The following is a 25,910-nucleotide window of genomic DNA, read 5'->3' on the forward strand; positions in this document are numbered from 1 at the left end:
CGGAGGAGGATTTACGGGCGTGTTCTGAACAGAGCCTGACGGTTTGCGGGAGCTTCCAGGCTTAACAGCCGCCCGATACTCCGAATCATCAGTCTTGCTGGTGATACTCCGGACTAAGCTCCGTAACAGCGCGAATAAACGCCCCGGCGTGCTCCGGATCCACGTCCGGGGTAATACCATGCCCGAGGTTGAATATGTGCCCCGGCCCGGAACCGTAGCGGGACAGGATATCCGCCACTTCCTGGCGAATCCGCTCCGGCGGCGCATAGAGCATGGCCGGGTCCATGTTGCCCTGCAGGGCCACCCGGTCACCGATACGTGCACGGGCATTACCAATATCCGTTGTCCAGTCCAGCCCCACTGCATCGGCACCGGATTCCGCGATGGACTCCAGCCACTGGCCACCGTTCTTGGTAAACAAAATCACCGGCACCCTGCGGCCATCGTTCTCGCGAGTCAGGCCCGCCACAATCTTCTTCATGTAATCGAGGGAGAACTCCTGATACGCCCAGCTGCTCAGCACACCACCCCAGGTATCAAAAATCTGGACTGCCTGGGCGCCGGCGCGAATCTGTCCGTTCAGGTAATCAATGACAGAATCCGCCAGATGATCCAGCAACTGGTGCATCACTTCCGGTTGGCCATACATCAGCTTCTTGGCCTCGCGGAAGTCCTTGGAGGATCCACCTTCGATCATGTAGGTGGCCAGGGTCCAGGGGCTGCCGGAGAAACCGATCAGCGGGACGCTGCCGTTCAGGGCGCTACGGATGGTAGACACCGCATTCATGACATAGTCCAGATCCACTTCCGCCTTCATCTTCGGCAGTGCTGCCACATCGGCTGCAGAGCGGATGGTGTTGCGGAATTTCGGGCCTTCGCCGGTCTCGAAGTACAGGCCAAGCCCCAGGGCATCCGGAATGGTCAGGATGTCTGAAAACAGGATGGCGGCATCCAGAGGAAAGCGCTCCAGTGGCTGCAGTGTGACTTCGCACGCCAGCGGCGTGTTCTTGCAGAGGCTGAGAAAGTCTCCGGCCCTGGCACGGGTGGCGCGGTATTCCGGCAGGTATCGGCCGGCCTGACGCATCATCCACACCGGTGTGCGATCTACGGGCTGACGCATCAGCGCACGCAGGAAACGGTCATTTTTCAGCTCGGTCATAGCATTCCCAGTCTGCTGTCTGTAAAAGTTAGGAGGGCAATGATACCCGGTTTGTGGCAATAAAAAAGGGCGACCTGCCGTAAGCAAGCCGCCCCTCTGATCCCGGTCAAATCGGAACCGGGTCTGACAGAAGATCGTCAGATATCCAGATAATCCATTATCCCTTCTGCCGCCTGCCGACCTTCCCAGATAGCGGTTACGACCAGATCCGAACCGCGGACCATGTCGCCACCGGCGAAAATCTTGGGATTGCTGGTCTGGAAGCCGAAGTCAGCCTCTTCCGGTGCGCTCACACGGCCGGAGTCGTCGGTATTTACCTTCAGCTCATCGAACCAGTCAGCAGGGCTGGGGCGGAAGCCGAAAGCTACCAGTACGGCGTCTGCCGGGATAACTTCCTCACTGCCAGCAACCACTTCCGGGCGGCGGCGGCCGTTTTCGTCGGGCTCACCAAGGCGGGTCTGGACCACTTTCACGCCCTCAACGCGATCCTCACCAATAATGGCAATCGGCTGACGGTTGAACATGAACTTGACACCCTCTTCCTTGGCGTTCGCCACTTCCCGGCGTGAGCCCGGCATGTTCTGTTCATCGCGACGGTAGGCGCAGGTAACGCTTGCCGCCTGCTGGCGAATCGAGGTGCGGTTACAATCCATGGCAGTATCGCCACCACCAAGAACCACAACACGCTTGCCTTTCATATCAATGAAATCTTCGGCGTCTTTTTCGAACCCGAGACGGCGATTGACGTTGGACACGAGGAACGGCAGCGCGTCATGAACCCCTGGCAGATCTTCGCCCGGGAAGCCGCCCTTCATATAGGTGTAGGTGCCCATGCCCATGAACACGGCATCGTACTCCTCCAGGATGTCCGCCATCGCCACATCCTTACCCACTTCGGTAGACAGGCGGAATTCCACGCCCATCTCCTCGAACACCTTGCGGCGACGGCTCATCACCGACTTTTCCAGTTTGAATTCGGGAATACCGAAGGTAAGCAGGCCACCGATTTCCGGGTAAATGTCGAAAACCACCGGTTTGACGCCGTTTCGCACCAGCACATCAGCACAGCCAAGGCCTGCCGGGCCGGCGCCGATCACCGCCACCTTCTTGTCGGTCCACTTCACGGCGGACATGTCGGGTTTCCAGCCCAGTGCGAAGGCGGTATCGGTGATGTATTTCTCGACAGACCCGATGGTCACCGCCCCATAGCCATCGTTCAGGGTACAGGCTCCCTCACACAGGCGATCCTGGGGGCAGACACGTCCACAGACTTCAGGCAGGGAGTTGGTCTGATGACACAGCTCCACCGCTTTCATGATGTTGCCTTCCGACACCAGCTTCAGCCAGTTCGGAATGTAGTTATGGACCGGGCACTTCCACTCACAATAGGGGTTACCACACTCCAGGCAGCGGTGCGCCTGGGTCGCCGCCTGATCCTGGGTATAGGGATGGTAGATTTCACCAAACTCTTTTTTACGCTTCTTGGCCGGTACTTTTTTCGGGTCGACACGCCCTACTTCTACAAACTGGAAGTCGTTACTCAGTCGTTCTTTCATTATGAAGCTCTCATCAGACTCAATTTCGACAAAGGCGCTACCACAACCGGTAACGCCCCAACCCTGTTCAATCCGCCATTACTCGGGGCGTGCCCGGGTGCTGGCCAGCAGGCTGCGGAGGTTGGCTGCCTTGGGTTTGACCAGCCAGAAACGGCCGATATAGTCGTCGAAATTGTCAAGAATATGCTCTGCCCATTCGCTTGCTGTCTCGGAAATATGCTCCCGGACAACCCCACGAAGGTGGTTGCGATAGGACTCCATGTCCTCGCTGGAAATCCGCTGAATTTCCACCAGTTCGTGGTTGTACTTGTCCACGAAGGTATTGTTCAGATCCAGCACGTAGGCGAAGCCGCCGGTCATACCGGCACCGAAGTTGTGGCCGGTGGCGCCCAGAACGGTTATCAGGCCGCCTGTCATGTATTCACAGCAATGATCACCAGCCCCTTCCACCACTGCATGAGCGCCGGAGTTACGCACACCGAAACGCTCACCGGCGGTACCGGCGGCGAACAACTTGCCGCCGGTTGCGCCGTACAGGCAGGTATTACCCACAATCGAGGTTTCCTGGGACTTGAAAGCACTGCCGGACGGCGGCCGGATAACCAGCTTGCCACCGGTCATGCCCTTGCCCACATAATCGTTGGCATCCCCTTCGAGAAGCAGGTTGAGACCACCCACGTTCCAGACCCCGAAGCTCTGGCCGGCAGTGCCGGTCAACTGGAGAGTAATCGGAGCTGACACCATGCCCTGGTTGCCATGCAACTGGGCAATCTCACCGGACAGGCGGGCACCGATGGACCGATCGCAGTTGGTCACCCGATAGGACCAGGTACCTCCGGCCTTGGCGCTGATCGCCTCTGCCGTGTCCTTCACCATCTGTTCCGCCAGCCTGCCCTCATCGAACGGGTGGTTGCGCTCTACCTGACAGGTGTGGGGCTTGTCCGCCGGGATATGGTCATTGGACAGCAGCCGCGTCAGATCCAGCTTCTTCTGGCGAGGGGTGTCGCCAGGCAGGCGCTCGAGCAGATCAACACGGCCTACCAGTTCCTCCAGGCTGCGCACACCCAGCTTCGCCAGCCACTCACGGGTTTCTTCCGCCACAAAACGGAAGAAGTTCATGGCCATTTCCACCGTGCCCTTGAAGTGCTCTTCCCGCAGATGCTCGTTCTGGGTAGCAACACCGGTGGCACAGTTGTTGAGGTGACAGATACGCAGGTACTTACAGCCCAGGGCCACCATTGGTGTGGTACCAAAGCCAAAGCTTTCGGCGCCCAGAATCGCGCCCTTGACCACATCCAGGCCGGTTTTGATGCCGCCATCGGTTTGCAGGCGGATCTTGCCCCGCAGGTCGTTGGCACGCAGTGCCTGCTGGGTTTCACTCAGGCCCAGCTCCCAGGGCGAACCGGCATAGCGGATGGAGGTCAGCGGGCTGGCCGCCGTGCCACCGTCATAACCGGAAACGGTAATCAGATCGGCGTAGGCCTTGGCCACACCGGCAGCAATCGTACCCACACCCGGCTCTGATACCAGCTTCACCGACACCAGGGCGTTCGGATTCACCTGCTTGAGATCGAAAATCAGCTGCGCCAGATCCTCAATTGAATAGATATCATGGTGCGGTGGCGGTGAAATCAAGGTCACGCCCGGGACCGAGTAGCGCAGACGTGCGATCAGGTCGTTGACCTTGCCACCCGGCAACTGGCCACCCTCACCCGGCTTGGCCCCCTGTGCCACCTTGATCTGCATGACATCCGCACTGCGCAGATATTCGGCAGTAACGCCAAAGCGACCGGAAGCCACCTGCTTGATCTTGGAGCGCTTCTCGGTACCGTATCGGGCAGGATCTTCGCCGCCCTCACCGGAATTGGAGCGACCGCCAAGGGTGTTCATGGCCACGGCGAGGGCTTCATGAGCCTCCGGAGACAGCGCACCCAGCGACATAGCCGCCGAATCAAAGCGCGGGAAGATATTTTCCACCGGCTCCACTTCCGACAGATCAATGGGCTTGATGTCCTTCCGGAAGCCCAGCAAGTCCCTCAGGGTTGAAATCGGGCGCTCATTCACCAGCCCGGCGTATTCCATGTACTGACCGTAATCCCCGCTGGTCACCGCCTCCTGCAGCCTGGCAATCACATCCGGATTGAAGGCGTGGTATTCCTGTCCGTGGACATACTTCAGCAGGCCACCCTGGGAAATGGGCTTGCGATGCTTCCAGGCAACGGCTGCCAGTTGTTCCTGATCCTGCTGGAAATCAAAGAAGCCGGCCCCCTGGATGCGGCTGGGAACACCTTTGAAGCAAAGATCGACCACGTCATCTGCCAGACCAATTGCCTCGAACAGTTGGGCACCACGATAAGAGGTAATGGTAGAGATACCCATCTTGGACAGAATCTTGAGCAGCCCCTTGTTAATACCCTTGCGATAATTGTTCTTCGCATCAATGGGATCCATCATCAGCTCGCCGGTACGAATCAGGTCGTTGAGCACCTGGTACGCCAGGCACGGATAGACCGCCGTGGCGCCAAAGCCGAACAATACGGCAAAGTGATGCGGGTCACGGGCCCACCCGGTTTCTACCAGGATATTGGAGTCACAACGCAGCCCCTTCTGAACCAGGTGATGATGGACCGCACCGGTTGCCATCATGGCATTCACGGGCAATTCACCTTCTTTCAGGTCCTTGTCGGTCAGGATCAGGATCACCTTGCCGCTACGAACTGCCTGTTCCGCGTCCTCACAGACCTTCCGGACAGCCTTCTCAAGCCCCATTTCCGGGCTGTAGCTCATGCTGATGCGGGCCACCTCGAAACCGGGCCGATCGTTATTGGCGATCTTCAGGAACTTGGCCGGCGACAGTACGGGAGTGGTCAGGATAATCCGGTTGGCGTGCTCAGGCGTTTCCTCGAAAACGTTCCGTTCAGCACCAATGCAGGTTTCCAGGGACATCACGATGGATTCCCGCAGCGGATCGATGGCCGGGTTGGTTACCTGGGCAAACTTCTGCCTGAAGTAATCCGCCACGTGCCGGACACGGCTGGACAGGACAGCCATGGGCGTATCATCACCCATGGAGCCCACCGCTTCCTGGCCGTTTTCGGCCAGCGGGCGCAATACCTGATCACGCTCTTCGTAGGACACCATGAACATCTTCTGATGGATGTGGAGCTCGTCTGATTGCATCAGCTTGAACTCCGGGGTGTCCTGATTCAGCGTGGTTTCAACCCGCAACGAGTTTTCACGCAGCCAGCGCTTGTAGGGCTGTGCCGACTTCAGGCGGTTGTCCACGTCCCTGGTGTGAAGGACTTCACCGGATTCGGTATCAATGGCAAGCATCTGACCCGGGCCAACCCGGCCTTTGGCGACCACGTCCTCGGGCTTGTAGCCATAAGTACCGATCTCGGATGCGAGAGTGATGAAATCATCTTTGGTGATGACCCAGCGTGCGGGGCGCAGGCCATTACGGTCCAGCATGCAGACAGCGTAGCGACCGTCAGAAAGCACCAGGCCGGCAGGGCCGTCCCAGGGTTCCATGTGCATGGAGTTGTACTCGTAGAATGCCCGCAGTTCGGAATCCATGGTGTCGACGTTCTGCCATGCCGGCGGGATCATCATGCGCACGGCACGGAACAGGTCAACGCCACCGGCCAGCAGCACTTCGAGCATGTTATCCATGCTGGAAGAATCGGAGCCGGTCAGATTGACCAGCGGCTGCAGGGTCTGGAGATCCGGGAGTTCCGGTGCGCTGAACTTGGCGGCACGGGCAATCGCCCAGTTACGGTTGCCATCAACGGTATTGATTTCCCCGTTGTGGGCCAGGTAACGGAACGGCTGCGCCAGCGGCCAGCGCGGCATGGTGTTGGTGGAGAAGCGCTGGTGGAATACACAGATAGCCGTCTGCAGGTCCGGGTCACCCAGATCCTTGTAGAAGTTGGCCAGATCCGCCGGCATCATCAGGCCTTTGTAGGCCAGCGTACGATGGGACAGGCTGCAGATGTAGAACTCGGAATCGTCAGCCATGTCCCGCTCGGCATGGCGGCGACCTACGAACAGCGCGATGGCGAATTCCTGCTCCGTCTTATCGGCGGGCACGACAAACACCTGTTCGATCCACGGCAGACAATCGAGTGCCATGGGGCCAAGGCAGCTGTCGTCAGTGGGCACCTTTCGCCAGCCCATGATATCCAGGCCCTGCTCTGTCAGGCGCTTCTCTATGGCTGCACGACCAGCCGCCGCCCTGTTCTCGTCCGGGCTAAGGAACACCTGGCCCACGGCAAACAGCCCGTCAGGCTCCTTGCCAAACTCGGCCTTTGCAGCCTTGCGCAGGAAGGCATCCGGGCTCTGGATCAGGAGGCCACAACCATCGCCGGTCTTTCCGTCTGCAGCTATGCCACCGCGGTGGGTCATGCAGGTCAGCGACTCGATGGCAGTTTGCAACAACTTGTGGCTGGCCCCGCCCTTCATATGAGCGATCAGGCCGAAGCCGCAGTTGTCCCTGAATTCGTCGGGATGATACAAACCTGTCATCATAAGCGTTCTCTCGCGTAGAAATGCTTTTCAATCAAAGGGTTATTAGCAAAAAGATAATAATATCGCCCTTTGACACTGAAAATGGGGGCTGGCTATTTTACACGCGTAGAAATACGTACTCAAACCAAAGAGGTTTTATTTTAGGGATCGGAACGTCGGGTTACGAGCATTGCCGATGACTGTGGCCGCAACCGGAAGCCTCTTCAGACTATTGTTTTTATTGAATTTATGCCGGAATTGGCAAGAGCCGGGCCGGATCAGAAATCACGCATTTGCCGGATCCAGGGAGACTGCTCCCGAAGAGCCTCCGGAAGGGTCGCTACCGCCTCCTGTGCTTCTTGGCTGGATGCAAAATCACCATAGAAACCGACAAACCAGTCCTGCCCCTGCCGTTCGGTACGGGTGTAGCGGATACCGGAAAGTGACTCGAACCGATCAATCAGGCTCAGAACTGTTTGCTCGCGATTGCCGGCTATCAGCTGCACAGTCCAGCCCGGACGAGCCTGTATCTCGCCCAGCGCGATGAAATGCGAGGGTCGTGCCGGAGAAAACTCTGGCTCTGGTTCTGGCTCTGGCTCTGGCTCTGGCTCTGGCTCTGGCTCTGGCTCTGGCTCTGGCTCTGGCTCTGGCTCTGGCTCTGGCTCTGGCTCTGGCTCTGGCTCTGGCTCTGGCTCTGGCTCTGGCTCTGGCTCTGGCTCTGGCTCTGGCTCTGGCTCTGGCTCTGGCTCTGGCTCTGGAACAGGTTGCTGGGGCGAGTCAGCCAAGGTCAATTCAGGCCGGGAATCCAGCGTCTCTTCCGGCGGGACAACCGGCTCCGGCGCCGGCTCATCGGGGCCTATGGTTATGCTCCTTCGCACGGTTTCCGGCTCTGGCGAAACCTGCTCTCTGGCTACGGAATCATCGTACTGCTGCGAAACCAGCCACCAGGAACCCGCCAAAAGCACCAGGGCCAGCGCTGGCCAGCGCAGACCGAGGGGAACGGAGAATGACCGCCCACGCCTTTGTGAACGGCCGGGAGATGCCATATCCAGCCACACCGCTGGCGTCACGCGCTTCAATCGGGAAAAGCTTCCCTGGCTCAGGCTGTGTATTTGTGAAAGCTTTGGCGGGGCCAACAAGGTTTTCGCATCGCCGCCCGCCCGATGAATTCTCGGCTCCAGATACGCGGCAATTTCATCTCTGGTCAGCGGGCGAAGGTGAATCTGGTGCACGCCGGAGCCATCTCCGGTAAGTCCCAGCATGTCGATCAACTGCCCGCTGCCACTGAATACCGGCACGGCAGCAGCAGAACGGTCAGCCGCTTCAAACGCCGCTAACAGCAGTCGCACAAGCTCTGCCGGCGCCCGATCCGCATCGTCAACCAGCAGAACCATCCGCTGACCTTTTCGCGCCCTGACCTCCGACCACCGAAAGAAGCCATAAACAGAATCCCGCGCGCCCTGGCCAGGCTCAAGTCCCTTGTGAGCGATACCAAGCAAAGCCCTGGCGAGTGCCTGGATACTGGTTAATGCCGCTGCAGGAAGGCGGTGAAAATCGAGGCGGGAAGACTCGCTCCTGACCAGCTCAGCCAGCAGCCGGCTTTTGCCGGCTCCCGGATCACCAGTCAGCACCAGCGCGAGATCCCCGAATCCACAGAGGTGCCGGAGGGTTTCCAGAGCATGGTGGCGGGATGCATCGGGGAAAAACGGCGTTTCCATATCCAGGGGATTCGCCTTCAATCCGTATCTTTCCTGCAACCGCGGGAAAAGCCCGCCCCCGTCAAGACTGTTGAGCCCCTGATCTGTCACCGTCATTCCCTGTAGTGCCTCTGTGTTACTACCCCGGTCGGATGCAATTCAGGCGTTCACGCCACCTGAAGTCGTGCAATAGGCCCGCAAGGTCGCATCCAGCTGATTGGTATCAATCTGATCTGTCACAACCGCATCTCCCATAGCCCGGAGCAAAACCAGCCGTAAAGAACCATCAACGTTCTTCTTGTCCACCGCCATCAGGCGACGAAAATCATCCGGGACCATACCTGCAGGCGCCTGTCCCGGAAGACTCGCCCGCTCAATCAGCCTTACTGCCCTGATGCGGTCCTGTTCGCTGATCATGCCCTGGCGCAAAGAGAGATCAGCCGCCATCATCATTCCCGTCCCGACGGCTTCACCGTGCAACCAGGTTCCATATCCGGCGAACGTCTCGATGGCGTGGCCGAAAGTGTGTCCAAGATTCAGGATTGCCCGCAGCCCGCCTTCTTTTTCATCCAGCGCCACCACTTCCGCTTTGCACGCACAGGAGCGATAAATCGCCTCCACAAGGGCAGCCGTTTCCAGATCAACAAGAGAGGCAATATTCTGCTCAAGCCAACCGAGAAAATCGGTATCCCGAATCAATCCGTACTTGATCACTTCCGCAAGACCCGCTGAAACTTCCCGGGGTGGCAGTGTTCCGAGGCTGTCGGTATCGATCAGAACCGCTTCGGGTTGATGAAACGCGCCGATCATGTTCTTGCCAAGGGGGTGATTGATGCCCGTTTTACCGCCCACCGAAGAATCCACTTGCGAAAGCAGTGTGGTGGGTATCTGGATAAACGGCACACCTCTCTGGTACGAAGCGGCAGCGAAACCGGCCATATCTCCCACCACACCACCGCCCAGTGCCACGAGGGTGGTTTTACGCGAGTGGCGCATCTCCAATAAACGATCAAATATGAGGTTCAGCGTTTGCCAATCCTTGTATTTTTCGCCATCCGGAAGAATCACGGTGTCCACTTGCTTTCCGGGAAAACATGCCCGGGCAGACTCAAGGTACAGGGGAGCGACCGTTTCATTGGTCACAATCATGACCTGGGTTCCCTGAACGAACGGTGTCAGATCGTAGCTGCCCAGCAGTCCCTGCCCGATCACAATCGGGTAGGCGCGCTCACCAAGCTCAACGGTCAGTTCCCGCAGTGAATCACGCATGATTTCTGCCTTCCTTACGTATCTGTCTTTTATGCCTGGGGGTCCGGGGGTTGATTCGGTTCACCAGTTGCCGCACGACAAGCCTAGGGCTTTTGCGATCGGTAAACATGACAATATCGGCAAGTTCCGTGTAGATCGGATCCCGGATAGCAAACAGGTTCCTGAGAACAGCTTCCGGGTCATCATTCTGAAGCAAGGGGCGGTTTCTGTCCCGCCGGGTTCGCTCAACCTGCTGCTCAATAGAAGTTTTCAGGTAGACAACAACGGCGTCACGCTTCAGCAGATCGTGGTTCTCTTCCCTCATGACTGCACCCCCACCGGTTGCCAGAACCGTTTGTGGATACCCGGAGAGCTCAGCCAGCATTGTGGTTTCACGCTGACGGAAACCATCCTCGCCTTCCACGTCAAAAATCCAGGGAATGTTCGCCCCACAGCGCTCCTCGATAATCCGGTCGGAATCCAGAAAACGATAGCCCAGCTCTCTGGCCAACATACGGCCAATTGTGCTTTTGCCTGCCCCCATCGGGCCCACAAGGACAATTCGTTTTGGCAAGGACATAACTTCCGCTCATCTATATTCCGGCGGGTGAGAATAGCACAGGGTAACGCTTTCCATAAGTTTCAGAAAACGAACAGGCAAAAAAAACCGCCGTACATGGACGGCGGTTTTTTCTACGGAGAGTAGCCGGATTACTGAATCAGGTCACTCTTGATGATCTTCGGCGTGATGAAGATCAGCAGTTCGCTGCGCTCATCAATGTGCTCCGTCCGCTTGAACAGGCGGCCCAGGTAAGGGATATCGCCCAGGAACGGGGTCTTTGTGGTGGTCGTCGCCACTTCGGACTGGAAGATACCGCCCAGAACCACGGTTTCGCCGTTACCAACAAGTACCTGAGTAGTCACCTCGTTGGTGTTGATCGACGGAATGCCTCCGGTCACCTCACCACGGGAATCCTGGTTGACCACCAGGTCCATGATAATCTTGTCATCCGGGGTGATCTGCGGAGTCACTTCCAGAGACAGCGCTGCTTCCTTGAAAGACACAGACGTGGCACCGCTGGAAGAGGCTTCCTGATAGGGAATCTCTTCACCGGACTTGATCTTGGCGGTCTGCCGATCAGCGGTCACAACCCGTGGCTGGGAGACCACTTCAGCCTGCCCGTCGCTTTCCAGCGCAGACAGCTCCAGATCCACCAGGAAGTCATCGCTTCCCCAGCCAATCGCAAACGAGGACGCTCCATCTCCGCTCACGCCTAGGTCGACGGCAAGCGCATCCGGGAAAGTAATAGTGTTGTCGCCATCGTTCGCCGCATCACGAGCCTCTCCTACAGCCCCCTGTGAGCCACCAACAGAAATCACGCTACCATCTCCTCTGGTATCAGAGGCGGCGCCGCCCCAGCGCACACCCAGGTTCTCGGCTACGTTGGTCTGCGCCCGGACTATGCGAGCCTCAATGGACACCTGCCGCACTGCCACATCCCAGGTTGACACCAGACGGCGGATCTCATCCAGCTTTTCGGAGGTTTCCCTCACGCTGATGGTGTTGGTACGCGAATCAGAGGACACGAAACCACGTGATGAAATCAGCTCCTCATCCGCTTCAATGAGAGAGACAACATCAGCTGCCTTGGCGTAGTTCACCTGAATGATATCCAGACGAACCGGCTCAAGTTCAGCAATCTGCTTGTTGGTTTCCAGCTCAAGCTTTTCACGGGCTGCAATTTCATCAGCAGGGGCCACCAGGAGTACGTTTCCAATCTGTCGCTTGTCCAGACCCTTGGTCTTGAGAATCAGATCCAGCGCCTGGTCCCAGGGGACATTCTGCAGGCGCAGCGTAATGCTGCCACTGACTGTGTCACTGGCAACAAGGTTGAGGCCCGTGAAGTCGGCAATCAGCTGCAGCACCGAACGCACTTCAATGTCCTGGAAATTCAGAGAAAGCTTGTCGCCGGTGTATGGGAACTTCTCCTCACGGCGGGATTCGGCTTCTTCCTCGGTCAGTTCTTCAACACTGACTGTAAACCGGGAGCCTGACTGGTAGGCAATATAGTCGTAATTACCCTCGGGACGTATCTCAACCACCGCATTACCATCCTCCGTAAAGGTGTCGATGCGGGTAACCGGCGTTGCGAAATCTGTGACGTCAAGGCGGCGGCGGAGGTTTTCCGGGACGCTCGTGCCGTCCATGGTCAAGCGGATTCGTCCGCCCAGCTCAGAGAGGTCAACAGGTGTTCCTGAACTACCAAGATCCACAATCACCCGGCCTTCGCCGTCCTCACCTCTCCGGAAATCCACACCCGCAAGCTCGTCACCGGACGAAGAAGCGTTGCCAGATCCCCCGGAAGCTACGGCAGAAACAGAAGTCGGCGCTTCATCACCGGAACCGGACGCTGTACGTTCTTCTTCGCCCCCGATAGTAACAACGAGATTGTTACCCTGGCGCTCCGTTTCGTATGGCGCGAGCTCCGCGAGGTTAAAAATCAGGCGGGTGCGATCCTTGGTTTCAACCACTGTCATGCTCTGGGCATTACCAGAACCGAGAGAGATATTTCGACTGTCAAGGCTGCTTGTCGTGTCGCTGAGGTCCACTGCAATTCGTGCAGGACGCTCGATGGTATAACCGGACGGTTCCGGTGGCTGACCATCAAATGCCAGTATCACCTCCACCCGATCTCCGGACAGCGACGAAAACGACACGTCTTCCAGCGTGACCGCATTGGCCACGCCGGATAACAACCCAAAAGCAATCACGCCGACGTATACATTGAGTTTTCTGAACATCGCTAGCCTCGACCCCAAACTTTTTTGTTCGTGCATGGTTCTTTCAATAGTCATATTGCCGCTCCTTAGCCCTCATTCTCATCCAGCGAAAGCTGGCGCGGGCGTTCGACCCATCCGCCCCGGCCATTGGGAACGATCTCAATCACTTCAACCCGGGTTTCATTTATGCCGACAATCCGGCCATAGTTCTGCCCCATATAGTTGCCCGTGCGTACTCTGTGGACACCACCTTCACCATCCCTGATCAGGGCAAACAGGCCGCCGGAGCTGTCACTCAGGGTTCCGACCATGGTGAGGTCCTTCAGCCCGAAGTTCTCAAGGACTTCCTTGGGCCGGTCCACATCCGGTTCGACATCGCTTTCCGGCTCCTCGTCAACCATTGTCAGTTGCACATCAATGGGTGGCTCGAACGGCGCCCGGCGATCGGCGGCCGAATAGCTGAATGCCTCGTATGCCTTGAATTCCGGTAACGGTTCCACGTGACCCCGGGGCTTCGCCCGGGTGTCTTCCATAAATTTATCAAGGTCGGAAAAACCATTGCCCTGGGAACATGCCGTCAGGAAAGAGACCAGACAAATACCCATCCAGGCTTTTAACGCATGCTGTCTCGCCATGCTCACTCTCCAGCCCGGTAGCGGTAGGTACGTGCAAGAACCTGCATATCTAGCGTTTCCCCATCATCGCCTGTTGGTGTTATCGTCAAATCATGCAATGTCACTATCCGCGGCAGGCCTGCCACGCTACTGACAAACGTTGCCAGCTCGTGGTAGGAACCGGATACCCGGATATTGATCGGAAGTTCCGCATAGAAATCGCGCTGCTGCTCACCCTGAAGCTTCACTTCCTGCAATGCGAGACCACTGCCGAGCGCAGTATTGGTGATGTCTTCGAGTAATCCCGGCACTTCAGTTTCACTGGGAAGCTGTCTCACCAGGGCACCGAAGGTTTCTTCCATTTCTTCCATCTGGGCCTTGAAGACTTCAAGATTGGCAACCTGATAGGCCTTGTTCTCGTAGCGCTCCCGCAGTTCCTGCTCGGTGTTTTCAACACGTTCGAGCTGGGCGTACTGATCCTTGACGAAGAACCAGTAGCCGCCGCCCAGAATCAGGCCAAATATGATGAGCGCTACAATGGCTTTAACGGGTGCGGGCCAGATGCCGGCGTTATTGACATCAAGATCGTTGATATCAAATTCATTGAGGCTTTTCAGTGAGTCCGCGAGGCTCATTACTCATCCTCCCCTTCGGGCTCAGGTGTTTGTTGTTGAACCGACAGGTTGAACTGGCTGTAACCAGCGCGTGCGCTATCGGCGGCAGCCACATTCGACAGATTCGGATCGTTGAACCAGTCAGACTGTTCGAAACGTCTCATCAGGGACGAGATGCGACTGTTGGATTCGGACATACCAACGATGTCCACACGTTCTCCGGATTTCTTGAGACTGGTGTAATACAGCCCGTCCGGCAGTGTGCGCACCAGCTCATCAAACACCCGCACGATCACCGGGCGCTTGCCCTGGAGATCCTGAATCACCTGCATGCGGGACAGAAGTTCGTCGCGCTTGCGCTTGAGATCCTCGATTTCCTTGATCTGCTTGTCGAGTTGCCTGGTCGCGGTTTCGATGTAGGCGTTTCTGGATTCCTGGTACGCGATACGATTATCCATATCCGTTTTCCACAGGAACACCAGGCCGCCAGCAATAATGGCCGCGCCCAGAATCATCACCACGAACTGTTTCTGTTTTTCTGCCCGGAGTTCTTCGCGCCAGGGCCTGAGGTTAATCTTTGCCATCAGTCAAAGCTCCTCATCGCCAGCCCGCAGGCAATCATGAGTGAAGGGGCATCGTTGCTCAGAGCGGATGCATTCACCCTGGAGCCAACGGCCATGTCTGCAAAGGGGTTCGCAACCAGCGTTGGCGTGCCTGTCTTTTCCTCAACCATTTCTGTCAGCCCCGGGATAGATGCCGTGCCGCCAGCCAGGACCACATAATCGACCGCGTTGTACTGACTTGCGCCAAAGAAGAACTGGAGTGCCCGGGCAACCTGCTGGACAACCGCTTCACGGAATGGAGTCAATACCTCGGATTCATAGTCGTCCGGAAGACCACCCTGCTTCTTGGCAAGGCCCGCCTCTTCCAGGGAGAGCCCGTAGCGACGCTGAATCTCTTCGGTAAGCTGCTTGCCGCCGAAAATCTGCTCTCGGGTATAAACGGTTTTGCCTTCCGCCAGCACACTGAGGGTTGTCATGGTCGCACCCACATCCACGATGGCAACCACAAGCTCTTCCCCCTGGGAATCAAGCTGCGGTTCGATCAGCGCGTAGGCTCGCTCCAGAGCGTAGGCTTCAACGTCCACTATCCTGGTGGTCAGCGAGGCAATTTCCAGAGCGTCTTCACGTATGTCGACGTTCTCCTTCCTGCACGCAGCAAGCAACACATCGACCTGGTCGGGGTTGGTTTCAGAAGGCCCCTGAACCTCAAAGTCGATCGCCACTTCATCCAGTGGATAAGGGATGTACTGGTCAGCTTCGAGCGTGATCTGGTCTTCCATCTCGAACTCGTTAAGACCGCCGTCCATCTGGATCAGCTTGGTAATAACGGCGGAACCGGAAACAGCCACAGCCACCTGCTTGACGCTTGTGCGGGACTTGGATGCGACGCGTTTGAGCACCTCACCCACCGCCTCGACATCCGTGATGTTTTTTTCTACGACAGCGTTTGCCGGTAAAGGCTCAACTGCGTAGCTCTCGACCTTGTAACGGTCGCCCTGCTTCGATAGTTCCAGAAGCTTGACCGAGCTGGAACTGATATCCACACCCAAGACAGCACTGGATTTTTTTCCGAACAATCCGAACACGCGCTCACCCTATACCTGGTTACATGCACCGGGTTATGAAAACTCCTGACGGAGCTCTTTCATATGTGTTTTTTATTTAAGAGAATTTCTTCAGTTTTCCGTCTACAATGCTCGTTCTTCTTTAATTGGGAATCATTGTACCCGGGAAGTGGCTCGCCCTTCCTAAAGCAATTTCTCAAATGATAGACCTATATCCAACAGTTGTCAGAAAAAAATGTCTCATTTGTTGCGTACATCTCGCCTGATTGCATGGCTTTTTCTCACTGGACTCAGTCTTGCCACGATCGTGGCTTCAGGATTCTACCTTTATCTGCGCCCGGGGCTACCTCCTGTCGAACAGCTCCTGGACATCAAGCTGCAGACCCCTCTGAGGGTGTACAGCGCAGACGACAAATTAATAGCAGAATTCGGTGAAAAGAGAAGGGCACCGGTCACAATCGAACAGATCCCTACAATTCAGTTACATGCCTTCCTGGCGGCTGAAGACGCCCGTTTTTACGAGCACTTCGGGGTCGACGTCAAAGGCCTGATGCGGGCTGCCATCGAACTGGTCTCCACCGGAGAGATCCAGTCAGGAGGCAGTACCATCACAATGCAGGTTGCAAAAAATTACTTTTTGTCACGCGACAGGACGTTTATTCGCAAGTTCAACGAGATACTTCTGGCTCTTCAGATCGAGCGTGAACTGGACAAAAACCGCATCCTTGAGCTCTATCTTAACAAGATTTACCTCGGCAATCGTGCCTATGGCATTGCCGCTGCAGCACAGGTTTATTACGACAAACCGGTAACCGAACTTTCGCTGGCCGAAATGGCCATGCTGGCGGGCCTGCCCAAGGCGCCATCGGCTTACAACCCCCTTGCCAATCCGGCTCGTGCGGAAGCCCGACGGAACTGGATCCTGGGCCGAATGCGGGACCTTGAGTACATTACGCCAGATGCCTATGAGCTGGCCTCAAAGGCGCCGCTGACGGCAAGTTTCAATGCTCCTTCCACCGAAGTGGAGGCTGACCACGTGGCCGAAATGGCGCGCGCCGACATGGTGAGGCGATTCGGGGATGCTGCCTACACTGACGGCTACAAGGTCAGGCTTACCGTGGACAGCAAGAAGCAGCGCGAAGCCACCCTGGCGCTTCGCAAGGGCCTGGAGGAATACGACCAGCGCCATGGCTTCCGCGGCCCCATTGGCCAGATCGATGAAGACGAACTCGTCCCGGAGAACCTTGATGACCTGATGGCCAACTACCCGCGCGTCGCGGAACTTGTCCCTGCCGTGGTCACGAAAGTGAGAGACGAGGACAACGAAGTCGACCTCCATGCCCGGGGACTCGGCAAGTCGGTCATGGCATTCAATACCATGACCTGGGCCAGACGCTACAAGACGGAAAATCTCACCGGACCGGAGCCCGAGAAACCCTCCGAGGTGGTTGCACCGGGTGATGTCGTCTACGTAAAACCCATGGTTGTCATGACGCCGGAAAAACCGGGCGAGGATGACGACTCCACAGACGATGAAGACCAGCCTGTCATAGAGATACCTGATACCAGGAGGGTTGCCCTGTCACAGGTTCCCGGAGTTCAGGGCGCGCTGATTTCACTGGATGCCGATACAGGAGGCATTGAAGCCCTCGCGGGGGGCTACAGCTTCAGCCAGAACAAGTACAACCGGGCAACCCAGGCCAAAAGACAGCCCGGCTCCACCTTCAAGCCCTTTCTCTACCTCAGCGCCCTTGAGCAGGGCATGACTCCGGCAACCATCTACAACGACGCACCGATTGTATTTGATGACTCGGAACTGGAAACCTCGTGGCGCCCGCAGAACTCATCAGGGCAGTTTTACGGCCCTACCCGCCTCAGGGAAGCCCTGTACCGGTCAAGAAACCTGGTGTCCGTGCGCCTTCTTAGAGATCTTGGAATACAGAACACCATCGACTACCTGGACCAACTTCGGATACCGACCGCTGATATGCAGAAGGACCTGTCCCTGTCCCTGGGAAGCGGCCAACTGACCCCGATGGATCTGGCCCGTGGTTTTGCAGTCATTGCCAATGGCGGTTATGACGTGGAGCCCTACCTCGTCAGCAGCATTTCCGATGTTGACGATGAAGTGATGTTCGAGGCACCTGAAGTCATCCTTTGTGACGACAACTGCGACGAGGCACAAAAAGAGATTGACGAAGGCGATCGCAATGCCCGCATTGCTAGAAGACTTGCGGACGAGCGCTCGGTGTACATCCTGCACTCAATGATGCGGGATGTTATCCGGCTCGGAACAGGCAGGCGCGCCCAGACCTTGGGCAGGGACGACATCAGCGGCAAGACCGGCACCACCAACGAGCAGCGCGACACCTGGTTTGGCGGCTTCAATTACGACATCGCCACCACGGTCTGGGTTGGCTTTGACCAGCCACAACCGCTTGGGCGCCGTGAATTCGGTGCAATTACCGCCCTGCCGATCTGGCTCGACTACATGAAGGTAGCCCTTGACGGCGAGCCGTCCTCCCTCATGCCCAGACCCAACGGCATAGTGAATGTCCGCATTGATCCCGAAACCGGCGAGCGCGCGCGCCCCGGCCAGGAAGGCGCGATGTTTGAACTGTTCAGGGAAGAAGATGCGCCGCCAGCACTGGACCCTCAGGACGAGTCCTCAGGTGGCAGCGAAAATGGCGACGACGGGGGCCTGTCCAGAGAGATCTTCTGATTTCCCGGGCAACCTCCGTATCACATATAAAAAAACCGGCGGGATTACCGCCGGTTTTTTTCTTACCCGATGATCAATATCAGATGATATCGTCCATCGACTTCAGCGGGTAATGGGCAGGGTAGCCATTTCGCGCAACACCTGAATCAACAGCTGCACGCGCAACCGCAGCCGGCACAACTTCCAGCAGGCGCACATCCATCGGCTTGGGAATAATGTATTCCCGACCAAACTCAAAGCTGGCAACGTCATAGGCCTCGCAGATCTCCTGAGGAACCGGCTCCTTGGCCAGCTCACGGATCGCGTGAACCGCTGCAACCTTCATCTCTTCATTGATCGCAGTCGCCCGCACGTCCAGCGCACCGCGGAAAATGAAGGGGAAGCCCAGTACGTTGTTGACCTGGTTCGGGTAGTCAGAACGGCCCGTTGCCATGATCAAGTCATCACGGGTGGCCAGCGCAACTTCCGGGCTGATTTCCGGGTCCGGGTTGGAGCAGGCGAATACGATCGGATTTGGCGCCATCAGCCTGAGCTGATCGGCACTCAACAGATCCGGGCCGGAAAGGCCGAGGAATACATCCGCACCGTCCATTGCATCATCAAGGGTGCGCTTGTCAGTGTCGTTGGCAAACATGGCCTTGTACTGGTTAAGATCGTCGCGGCCAGAATGGATCACACCCTTGCGATCCAGCATGAAGATGTTTTCGGAGCGCACACCACAGCTGATCAGAAGCTTCATGCAGGCAATGGCGGCCGCACCGGCGCCGAGACAGACCACCTTGGCTTCTTCAATCTTCTTGCCCTGCAATTCGAGCGCATTGATCATGCCGGCAGCAGTCACAATGGCGGTACCGTGCTGGTCATCGTGGAAGATGGGCACGTTGCACTTCTCGATCAGGGCACGCTCGATTTCAAAGCACTCGGGCGCCTTGATGTCTTCCAGGTTGATACCACCAAAAGTGTCGGCGATACGCTCAACGGTTTCGATGAACGCCTGGGGGCTCTCGGAATTGACCTCGATATCAAATACGTCAATGCCGGCGAAGCGCTTGAACAGTACGCCTTTGCCTTCCATTACCGGCTTGCTCGCCAGGGGACCGAGGTTACCCAGGCCAAGGATCGCGGTGCCGTCAGAGATAACAGCTACCAGATTGCCCTTACCGGTGTACTTGTATGCGTTCTCGGGGTCCTTCGCGATCTCGCGGACCGGCTCGGCAACCCCGGGGCTGTACGCCAGAGAAAGATCGCGGGAGGTCTTGGTGGGCTTGGTGATTTCAACACTCAGCTTACCAGGCCGCGGCTTGGCGTGATATTCAAGGGCTGCTTCTTTCAGATCTTGAGACATTGCCACTGTTCCGTTTGTCACGTTTAAGAGGTAAAAGCCACCGGGCCTTGCCCAGCGGAGCGCGACATTATGGCGTGAAGACCAGCATCAGACAAGGCCCGACTGAGCAATTCGTGATCAGTCAATAAGCCTTTTTGCGTACACACCCACAACAACAGCGCTCGCCGGGATAACCGGTGGATACAAAAAAAGCGCCTTGAAAGGCGCTTTTTTCTGACTTCAGACCCTGGTTCAGTCCTTCTTGCCACCAATACGGCCACCGAAACGCTTCTGGAAACGGTCAATACGGCCACCAGTGTCCATAACCTTCTGCTTGCCGGTGTAGAACGGATGGCACTGGGAACAGACATCCAGTTGCAGATCCTGAGTATACGTCGAACGCGTCTTGAATGTGTTACCGCAAGAACAGGTAACATTAATTTCTTCGTACTTGGGGTGGATACCTTCTTTCATGGCGAACCTCGGTCAGGTCATGCCGCTACCTGATCACGGGAGCTCGGAAGACTCCGGGTGTCAGGCACCGCATGTTTGAATCAATTGAGAAGACGGGGCACAATCATGCCCTGCCGGAAACAGACCGCGAATCTTACTTGTAATTGTGGTATCAGGCAAGCCCCGGACAGTCTTATCACCCCGCCCTGACACGGGATACGCCAGGTTGCAGACGGAAACAGGATAGGCAGATACCGTGACACCCTCACTCCCATGGAGCTCCATGTGCCCCGAACCGCGCGCATAGCATTGAACCGCCCCCTCCGGCGGCTATTCGATTACCTGGTGCCCGACCACCTTTCATTGCAACGGGGCCAGCGCGTGGTGGTACCCTTTGGCCGGCAATCCGCCACCGGACTGGTTGCCGAGACCGACGTCACCCCCCCGGAAGGCATCACACTCAAGCCGGTAATATCTGCCTGTGAACAGTGGCCGGCACTCCCGGCCGAGACATTCCGGCTGCTGAGCTGGGCATCGGATTACTATCAGCACCCCCTGGGGGAATGCCTCTTTACCGCGCTGCCACCGGCCCTTCGCCGCGGAAGACCCGCCGCAGAAAAGCATGTGGTCTACTGGCAGGCCTGTGGCGACCCCGCCCTGCTGCCTGGCAACGCAACGAAACAAAGAGAGCTTCTGGCCTGGCTCCAGCGGCACCCAGGCAGCGTCAGCGCCAAACAGATCATTCAGGCCGGTTTCACCCAGGCGCAGATCAAAAGCCTGCATGGCAAGGAGCTGATACGGGAAGCGCCACAGCCCGATCCCACCGGTATACCGGAAGAGGTCCGCAACCGTATACCCGAGCTCTCGCCGGCCCAGCTTGATGCCGCCGGCCAGCTTCCAACACCGGAAAACGGGTTCTCGGCTTCCCTGTTGTTCGGGATTACCGGCAGCGGCAAAACAGAACTGTACCTTTATTACCTGAAACGTTATCTCGGTAACAACGATCAGGCCCTGGTGCTTGTCCCGGAAATAAATCTCACCCCCCAGACGGTCGCCCGATTCCAGCATTACTTCGGGTCACGTATCGTTGTATGGCATTCGGCACTGAATGATGCCGAGCGCTTGTCCACCTGGCTGAAAATCCGCAACGGTGAGCCGGTAATTCTTATCGGTACACGCTCTGCGGTGCTTTTGCCCTTTACCGGCCTGAAAACCATCGTCGTGGATGAAGAACATGACAGCTCGTACAAGCAGGGGGAAGGATTTCGTTATTCGGGTCGCGATACAGCGGTTTACCGGGCCCACCTGAACAATTGCCCGGTGATACTGGGCTCGGCCACACCTTCGATGGAGTCATACCATAACGCCCTCACCGGCAAATATGCCCTGGTAAAACTGCAGGAGCGGGCAGGCCGTGCCAGGCCACCCCACATCAAACTGCTGGACATCCGTAGCCGCCCCCTGGAAGGTGGATTATCCCGCCCTGCCCTGCAGGCGATCGAGAAGCGCATCCAGGCTGGCGAGCAGGCACTGGTATTCGTCAATCGCCGCGGATTTGCCCCGGTGATGATGTGCTTTGATTGCGGCCACATGGTTGAGTGCCCTCGCTGCGATACAAGGCTGACCTATCATCGGCGCGACCGGGCCATGCGCTGCCACCACTGTGATTTCCAGACCGCAGCCACGGAACACTGCCCGAAGTGCAACAGCGATGCATTCAAGCCGGTCGGCCAGGGCACCGAACGCACCGAGGATATCCTGTCCGCCCAGTTTCCCGACACCCCTGTGGTACGGGTAGACAGGGACAGCACACAACGCAAGGGCAGTATCCAGAGTATTCTCGAAACAGTGAACAGCGGGCGCCCCTGCATTCTGGTTGGCACACAAATGCTGGCCAAGGGACACGACTTTCCGAACGTCACCCTGGTGGTGGTTGTCAACGCTGATGGCGGGCTGTTCAGCGTGGATTTCCGCGCCCCGGAACAGCTGATCCAGACCCTTCTTCAAGTCAGTGGACGGGCAGGACGCGGAGAAAAAGCCGGCGAGGTGCTGATACAGACATGCCATAGCGACCATCCACTGCTCCGCTCCCTGGCCGAGGGACATTATCTGCCTGTCGCTGACCAGATTCTCGCCGAGCGGGAAACCGGACAGCTGCCCCCCTACCGCGCCATGGCCATTTTCAGGGCGGAGGCGGAAACCATGGAAAAAAGCCTTCAGTTGCTTGATGCCATCAAACCGCAGGTGATTACCAGCAAAGTGGAAACCTGGGGCCCTCTTCCCGCACTGATCGCACGCCGGGCGGATCGCCACAGGGCGCAACTGGTTCTTCTGTGCAGCAACCGAAAATATCTGAACCGCCACCTCGCCCGGGTATGCGAGACCCTGGATCAGGGCAAACAGCCCGCAGGGCTGAAATGGATGATTGACGTCGACCCCCAGGAGACCGGTTAATTTCCCCTCGATCAAGGCCGCGCCTTTTGCTTGCAGCCACACTTTCCGCGATAATAGCGCCCTTCGATTCAACGGCAGGCCCCTTGCCGCCGAAGTCCAATTCTCTTGTAAACCGAGTCATCCGACAGCATGAAAGAGACCGTATCCGAGCTGCTCCAGTCTGCACTGGCCACCCTTCAGGCGGAAGGCACCCTGCCCGCAGACCAGACGTTTACACCGCAAATAGGCAACACCAGGGACAAGGCCCATGGTGACTACGCCTGCAATATTGCCCTGGCGGCGGCCAAGGCTGCGGGCTGTCCGCCAAGGAAGCTGGCAGAGGCCCTGGTGGAAAGGCTTCCCCGAAGCACGGCGGTGGAGAAGGTGGAAATTGCCGGGCCCGGCTTTATCAACTTTTTCATGAGCACGGCCAGCGCCTTTGAAGTGGTGAGCACCATCCTTGACCAGGCCACGCAATACGGCCGCAACAACCATGGCAAGGGTGAAAAGGTGCAGGTGGAGTTTGTATCCGCCAACCCCACCGGCCCCCTGCATGTGGGGCATGGCCGTGGTGCGGCCATCGGCGACTGCCTCAGCCGCCTGCTGGAAGCCAATGGCTACGATGTTACCCGCGAGTTTTACTACAATGATGCCGGGGCCCAGATCAACAACCTCGCCCTGTCCGTCCAGTCGCGGGCAAAGGGGCTGACACCGGAAGACGAGACCTGGCCCGCCGACGGCTACCGGGGTGATTACATCACAGACGTGGCCAACGCCTATCTTGCCGGAGAAACCGTCACCGCCGATGACCGGGAAGTGACCGGCAAGGCCGACCCCGAGGATCAGCAGGCTATCCGGGAATTCGCTGTTGCCTACCTGCGCCGTGAGCAGGACCTGGACCTGAAGGCCTTTGGCGTCGAATTCGACGTATATTTCCTTGAGTCATCCCTTTACGAGGATGGCAAGGTGGAGCAGACCGTCAAACGCCTGCAGGAAAACGGCTATACCTACGAACACGAAGGCGCCCTGTGGCTGAAAACCACGGAATTTGGTGACGACAAAGACCGCGTGATGCGCAAAAAGGACGGCGGCTATACCTATTTCCTGCCCGATGTCGCCTATCACCTGGACAAGTGGCAACGGGGATTCACCACGGTTATCAACGAACAGGGTGCAGACCATCATTCCACGGTCACCCGTGTTCGTGCCGGGCTTCAGGCTCTGAATGCCGGTATTCCGGAAGGCTGGCCGGATTATGTCCTGCATCAGATGGTGATGGTGACCCGCTCCGGCCAGGAGGTGAAGATTTCCAAGCGTGCCGGCAGCTACGTCACCGTCCGCGACCTCATTGACGAAGTAGGCCGTGACGCCACCCGCTTTTTCCTGGCCGCACGCCGGGTGGACTCCCAGTTGACCTTTGATATCGACCTTGCCCGCTCCCAGACCAATGAAAACCCTGTCTATTACATTCAGTATGCTCACGCACGTATCTGCAGTGTGTTGAGAAAACTGAAGGAAGAAGGTGTTGATCGTGGGTTGAACGAGTGTGTGGGCGACCTGTCGCTGCTTACCCTTGACGAAGAGAAGGATCTGGCGAACCAGCTGGCGAAATACCCAGAGCTGATCGAGAGCTCTGCCAGGCTCCGGGAGCCACACCATCTGACTCATTATCTGCGGGACCTGGCCGGGCAATTCCATACCTATTACAACGCCCACAAGGTACTGATCGAAGATACGGCCGTGCGCGATGCCCGGGTATCGCTGTATCTTGCGATCAGACAGGTGATTGCCAATGGCCTGGATCTGCTCGGCGTCAGCGCCCCGGAAGAAATGTAGTCGCAGTCATGGCGCTGTACAGGCAGAGCTGATCATACAGGCAAGCAACAGGAACCCATTCGTCCATGTCCCGAGATTATGCCCGCAAGCCGAGACCGGCCAGCAAGTCGGCAACACCGACCAAAGCCGCAAAACCGGCCCGGAAGAACAAACAGCCGGCAAACCGCCCGGCCGCGGCAAAGTCCCAGCAAGGCGGCCTTTCGTTGCGGTGGATCCTGTCCCTCGCGGCCGTTGGCGGGTTCATCGGGTTTATTGCCTATCTCAACTCCTTACCGACCAGCGATGAGCAGCAGGCTACCGAGACAGCCCCTGCCCAGCCCCCGGTAACCGAGACGCAGGAACCAGAGACAACCGCCAGCGACGAAAAACCCGGCTTCCGTTTTTATGACATGCTGCCTGACTCTGAAGTGGTGGCGCCACAGGTAGAAGAATACAAACCGGGCCCCGGACAACAGACCTTTGATTACCTGGTGCAAACCGGCTCTTTCCGCAAGCAGGAAGACGCTGAAAGACAGCGTGCCGAGATCGCCTTCCAGGGCCTGAGAGCCAACGTCAAACGCATTGACATGGACAGCGGAAGCACCTGGTATCGGGTCAATGTGGGTCCGTTCACTTCCCGCAGCCAGATGAATGCCGCCATCGACAAACTGGTCAACCTGAATATCCAGCCATTGGTCAGGAAAATCCCCAAGGAGGGCTGAAAGACCCTCCCGACTCTCTGTTGCCGACAGCCCTTGAAAACCGGTCGCCCGCCTCCATAACTGCTGAATACTGTTTTCTATCAGGCAAGTGGAGCCAGAATGACTACCATACTTTCTGTCAGGCGCGACAACGAAGTGGCTATGGGTGGCGATGGCCAGGTCTCCCTCGGTAATACGGTAATGAAGGGCAATGCCCGCAAAGTTCGCCGACTCTATAATGACAAGGTACTGGCCGGTTTTGCCGGTGGCACCGCGGATGCCTTTACCCTGTTCGAGCGCTTCGAGGCGCAGCTGGAGAAGCACCAGGGCAACCTGACCAGGGCTGCCGTGGAGCTGGCAAAAGACTGGCGAACAGACCGGGCCCTGCGCCGCCTGGAAGCCCTGCTGGCGGTTGCTGACAAAACGGCATCACTGATCATCACCGGTAACGGTGACGTGATCGAACCGGAACAGGGGCTGATCGCCATTGGCTCCGGCGGCCCGTTTGCCCAGGCATCGGCCCGGGCGCTACTGGAAAATACCGACCTCAAGGCCAGCGAGATTGTGGAGAAGGGCCTGGATATTGCCGCCGATATCTGCATCTACACCAATCACAATCGCACCCTTGAAGTACTGTCAGCCAACGATTAATCCGGAGCT

General features: G+C 57.5%; 18 protein-coding genes. 5 read left to right on the forward strand and 13 right to left on the reverse strand.

Annotated elements, in window-relative coordinates:
* Positions 1-88: 88 nt before the first annotated feature.
* The 11 genes from hemE to HLUCCO03_RS03315 all read right to left on the reverse strand — a co-directional run bounded on the left by hemE (position 89) and on the right by HLUCCO03_RS03315 (position 15,823).
* Positions 89-1,159, reverse strand: a complete 1,071-nt coding sequence (hemE, locus tag HLUCCO03_RS03265) for a uroporphyrinogen decarboxylase (RefSeq protein ID WP_027830985.1) — start codon at positions 1,157-1,159, stop codon at positions 89-91.
* 137 nt (positions 1,160-1,296) lie between these two features.
* Positions 1,297-2,715: an FAD-dependent oxidoreductase gene (locus tag HLUCCO03_RS03270; RefSeq protein WP_027830984.1), complete on the reverse strand. Its 1,419-nt coding sequence runs from the start codon at positions 2,713-2,715 to the stop codon at positions 1,297-1,299.
* A gap of 78 nt (positions 2,716-2,793) precedes the next feature.
* The gene (gene gltB / locus HLUCCO03_RS03275) at positions 2,794-7,242 is read right to left on the reverse strand and encodes a glutamate synthase large subunit (protein ID WP_027830983.1); all 4,449 of its coding nucleotides are present in this window, start codon (positions 7,240-7,242) and stop codon (positions 2,794-2,796) included.
* A 257-nt stretch (positions 7,243-7,499) separates the two neighbouring features.
* The gene (locus HLUCCO03_RS03280; RefSeq protein WP_367142335.1) at positions 7,500-8,960 is read right to left on the reverse strand and encodes an AAA family ATPase; all 1,461 of its coding nucleotides are present in this window, start codon (positions 8,958-8,960) and stop codon (positions 7,500-7,502) included.
* Between the two features lie 117 nt (positions 8,961-9,077).
* Complete coding sequence (gene aroB / locus HLUCCO03_RS03285; RefSeq protein ID WP_027830981.1) at positions 9,078-10,187, reverse strand: 3-dehydroquinate synthase; 1,110 nt, start codon at positions 10,185-10,187, stop codon at positions 9,078-9,080.
* Positions 10,180-10,746, reverse strand: a complete 567-nt coding sequence (aroK, locus tag HLUCCO03_RS03290) for a shikimate kinase AroK (protein WP_027830980.1) — start codon at positions 10,744-10,746, stop codon at positions 10,180-10,182. The genes aroB and aroK overlap by 8 nt, the downstream gene beginning before the upstream one ends.
* A gap of 131 nt (positions 10,747-10,877) precedes the next feature.
* Positions 10,878-12,968 carry a type IV pilus secretin PilQ gene (pilQ, locus tag HLUCCO03_RS03295; protein WP_027830979.1) on the reverse strand — a complete coding sequence of 697 codons (2,091 nt, stop codon included), beginning with the start codon at positions 12,966-12,968 and terminating at the stop codon, positions 10,878-10,880.
* Between the two features lie 65 nt (positions 12,969-13,033).
* Positions 13,034-13,582: a pilus assembly protein PilP gene (locus HLUCCO03_RS03300; RefSeq protein ID WP_027830978.1), complete on the reverse strand. Its 549-nt coding sequence runs from the start codon at positions 13,580-13,582 to the stop codon at positions 13,034-13,036.
* 2 nt (positions 13,583-13,584) lie between these two features.
* Positions 13,585-14,196 (reverse strand): type 4a pilus biogenesis protein PilO, encoded by a 612-nt coding sequence (locus HLUCCO03_RS03305; protein ID WP_027830977.1) that lies wholly within the window; start codon positions 14,194-14,196, stop codon positions 13,585-13,587.
* A complete protein-coding gene (locus tag HLUCCO03_RS03310; RefSeq protein WP_027830976.1) occupies positions 14,196-14,759 on the reverse strand; it encodes a PilN domain-containing protein in 564 nt (187 codons plus the stop codon). The genes HLUCCO03_RS03305 and HLUCCO03_RS03310 overlap by 1 nt, the downstream gene beginning before the upstream one ends.
* Entirely contained in the window at positions 14,759-15,823 is a 1,065-nt protein-coding gene (locus tag HLUCCO03_RS03315) for a pilus assembly protein PilM (protein WP_027830975.1), read from the reverse strand. Before HLUCCO03_RS03315 ends, HLUCCO03_RS03310 begins: the two co-directional genes overlap by 1 nt.
* A gap of 214 nt (positions 15,824-16,037) precedes the next feature.
* Here HLUCCO03_RS03315 and HLUCCO03_RS03320 point away from each other — a divergent pair, with 214 nt between their 5' ends.
* Positions 16,038-18,524: a penicillin-binding protein 1A gene (locus HLUCCO03_RS03320; protein WP_027830974.1), complete on the forward strand. Its 2,487-nt coding sequence runs from the start codon at positions 16,038-16,040 to the stop codon at positions 18,522-18,524.
* A 79-nt stretch (positions 18,525-18,603) separates the two neighbouring features.
* Here the strand turns inward: HLUCCO03_RS03320 and HLUCCO03_RS03325 are convergent, their stop codons facing one another.
* Both HLUCCO03_RS03325 and rpmE read right to left on the reverse strand, forming a co-directional pair.
* A complete protein-coding gene (locus HLUCCO03_RS03325) occupies positions 18,604-19,869 on the reverse strand; it encodes a malic enzyme-like NAD(P)-binding protein (RefSeq protein WP_027830973.1) in 1,266 nt (421 codons plus the stop codon).
* A 231-nt stretch (positions 19,870-20,100) separates the two neighbouring features.
* Positions 20,101-20,322: a 50S ribosomal protein L31 gene (rpmE, locus tag HLUCCO03_RS03330; protein WP_027830972.1), complete on the reverse strand. Its 222-nt coding sequence runs from the start codon at positions 20,320-20,322 to the stop codon at positions 20,101-20,103.
* A gap of 252 nt (positions 20,323-20,574) precedes the next feature.
* Here rpmE and HLUCCO03_RS03335 point away from each other — a divergent pair, with 252 nt between their 5' ends.
* The 4 genes from HLUCCO03_RS03335 to hslV all read left to right on the forward strand — a co-directional run bounded on the left by HLUCCO03_RS03335 (position 20,575) and on the right by hslV (position 25,901).
* Complete coding sequence (locus HLUCCO03_RS03335; RefSeq protein ID WP_036197274.1) at positions 20,575-22,755, forward strand: primosomal protein N'; 2,181 nt, start codon at positions 20,575-20,577, stop codon at positions 22,753-22,755.
* Positions 22,756-22,884: 129 nt separating this feature from the next.
* Positions 22,885-24,570, forward strand: coding sequence for an arginine--tRNA ligase (gene argS, locus HLUCCO03_RS03340; protein ID WP_027830970.1), 1,686 nt, complete (start codon positions 22,885-22,887; stop codon positions 24,568-24,570).
* A 65-nt stretch (positions 24,571-24,635) separates the two neighbouring features.
* A complete protein-coding gene (locus HLUCCO03_RS03345; RefSeq protein ID WP_027830969.1) occupies positions 24,636-25,271 on the forward strand; it encodes an SPOR domain-containing protein in 636 nt (211 codons plus the stop codon).
* A gap of 99 nt (positions 25,272-25,370) precedes the next feature.
* Positions 25,371-25,901: an ATP-dependent protease subunit HslV gene (gene hslV, locus HLUCCO03_RS03350; RefSeq protein WP_027830968.1), complete on the forward strand. Its 531-nt coding sequence runs from the start codon at positions 25,371-25,373 to the stop codon at positions 25,899-25,901.
* Positions 25,902-25,910: the final 9 nt, after the last annotated feature.

Origin of the sequence: Marinobacter sp. HL-58 (genome assembly GCF_001314605.1) — a bacterium.
Classification (GTDB): Bacteria; Pseudomonadota; Gammaproteobacteria; order Pseudomonadales; family Oleiphilaceae; genus Marinobacter.

Excerpts from the sequence above, each read along its gene's own strand:
- hslV (WP_027830968.1), top strand. The coding sequence starts at position 25,371 with ATGACTACCATACTTTCTGTCAGGCGCGACAACGAAGTGGCTATGGGT.
- HLUCCO03_RS03335 (WP_036197274.1), top strand. The coding sequence starts at position 20,575 with ATGGAGCTCCATGTGCCCCGAACCGCGCGCATAGCATTGAACCGCCCC.
- aroB (WP_027830981.1), bottom strand. The coding sequence starts at position 10,187 with ATGCGTGATTCACTGCGGGAACTGACCGTTGAGCTTGGTGAGCGCGCC.
- gltB (WP_027830983.1), bottom strand. The coding sequence starts at position 7,242 with ATGATGACAGGTTTGTATCATCCCGACGAATTCAGGGACAACTGCGGC.
- HLUCCO03_RS03305 (WP_027830977.1), bottom strand. The coding sequence starts at position 14,196 with ATGAGCCTCGCGGACTCACTGAAAAGCCTCAATGAATTTGATATCAAC.
- HLUCCO03_RS03270 (WP_027830984.1), bottom strand. The coding sequence starts at position 2,715 with ATGAAAGAACGACTGAGTAACGACTTCCAGTTTGTAGAAGTAGGGCGT.
- hemE (WP_027830985.1), bottom strand. The coding sequence starts at position 1,159 with ATGACCGAGCTGAAAAATGACCGTTTCCTGCGTGCGCTGATGCGTCAG.
- aroK (WP_027830980.1), bottom strand. The coding sequence starts at position 10,746 with ATGTCCTTGCCAAAACGAATTGTCCTTGTGGGCCCGATGGGGGCAGGC.
- pilQ (WP_027830979.1), bottom strand. The coding sequence starts at position 12,968 with ATGTTCAGAAAACTCAATGTATACGTCGGCGTGATTGCTTTTGGGTTG.
- HLUCCO03_RS03325 (WP_027830973.1), bottom strand. The coding sequence starts at position 19,869 with ATGTCTCAAGATCTGAAAGAAGCAGCCCTTGAATATCACGCCAAGCCG.
- HLUCCO03_RS03310 (WP_027830976.1), bottom strand. The coding sequence starts at position 14,759 with ATGGCAAAGATTAACCTCAGGCCCTGGCGCGAAGAACTCCGGGCAGAA.
- argS (WP_027830970.1), top strand. The coding sequence starts at position 22,885 with ATGAAAGAGACCGTATCCGAGCTGCTCCAGTCTGCACTGGCCACCCTT.
- rpmE (WP_027830972.1), bottom strand. The coding sequence starts at position 20,322 with ATGAAAGAAGGTATCCACCCCAAGTACGAAGAAATTAATGTTACCTGT.
- HLUCCO03_RS03300 (WP_027830978.1), bottom strand. The coding sequence starts at position 13,582 with ATGGCGAGACAGCATGCGTTAAAAGCCTGGATGGGTATTTGTCTGGTC.
- HLUCCO03_RS03345 (WP_027830969.1), top strand. The coding sequence starts at position 24,636 with ATGTCCCGAGATTATGCCCGCAAGCCGAGACCGGCCAGCAAGTCGGCA.
- HLUCCO03_RS03320 (WP_027830974.1), top strand. The coding sequence starts at position 16,038 with ATGTCTCATTTGTTGCGTACATCTCGCCTGATTGCATGGCTTTTTCTC.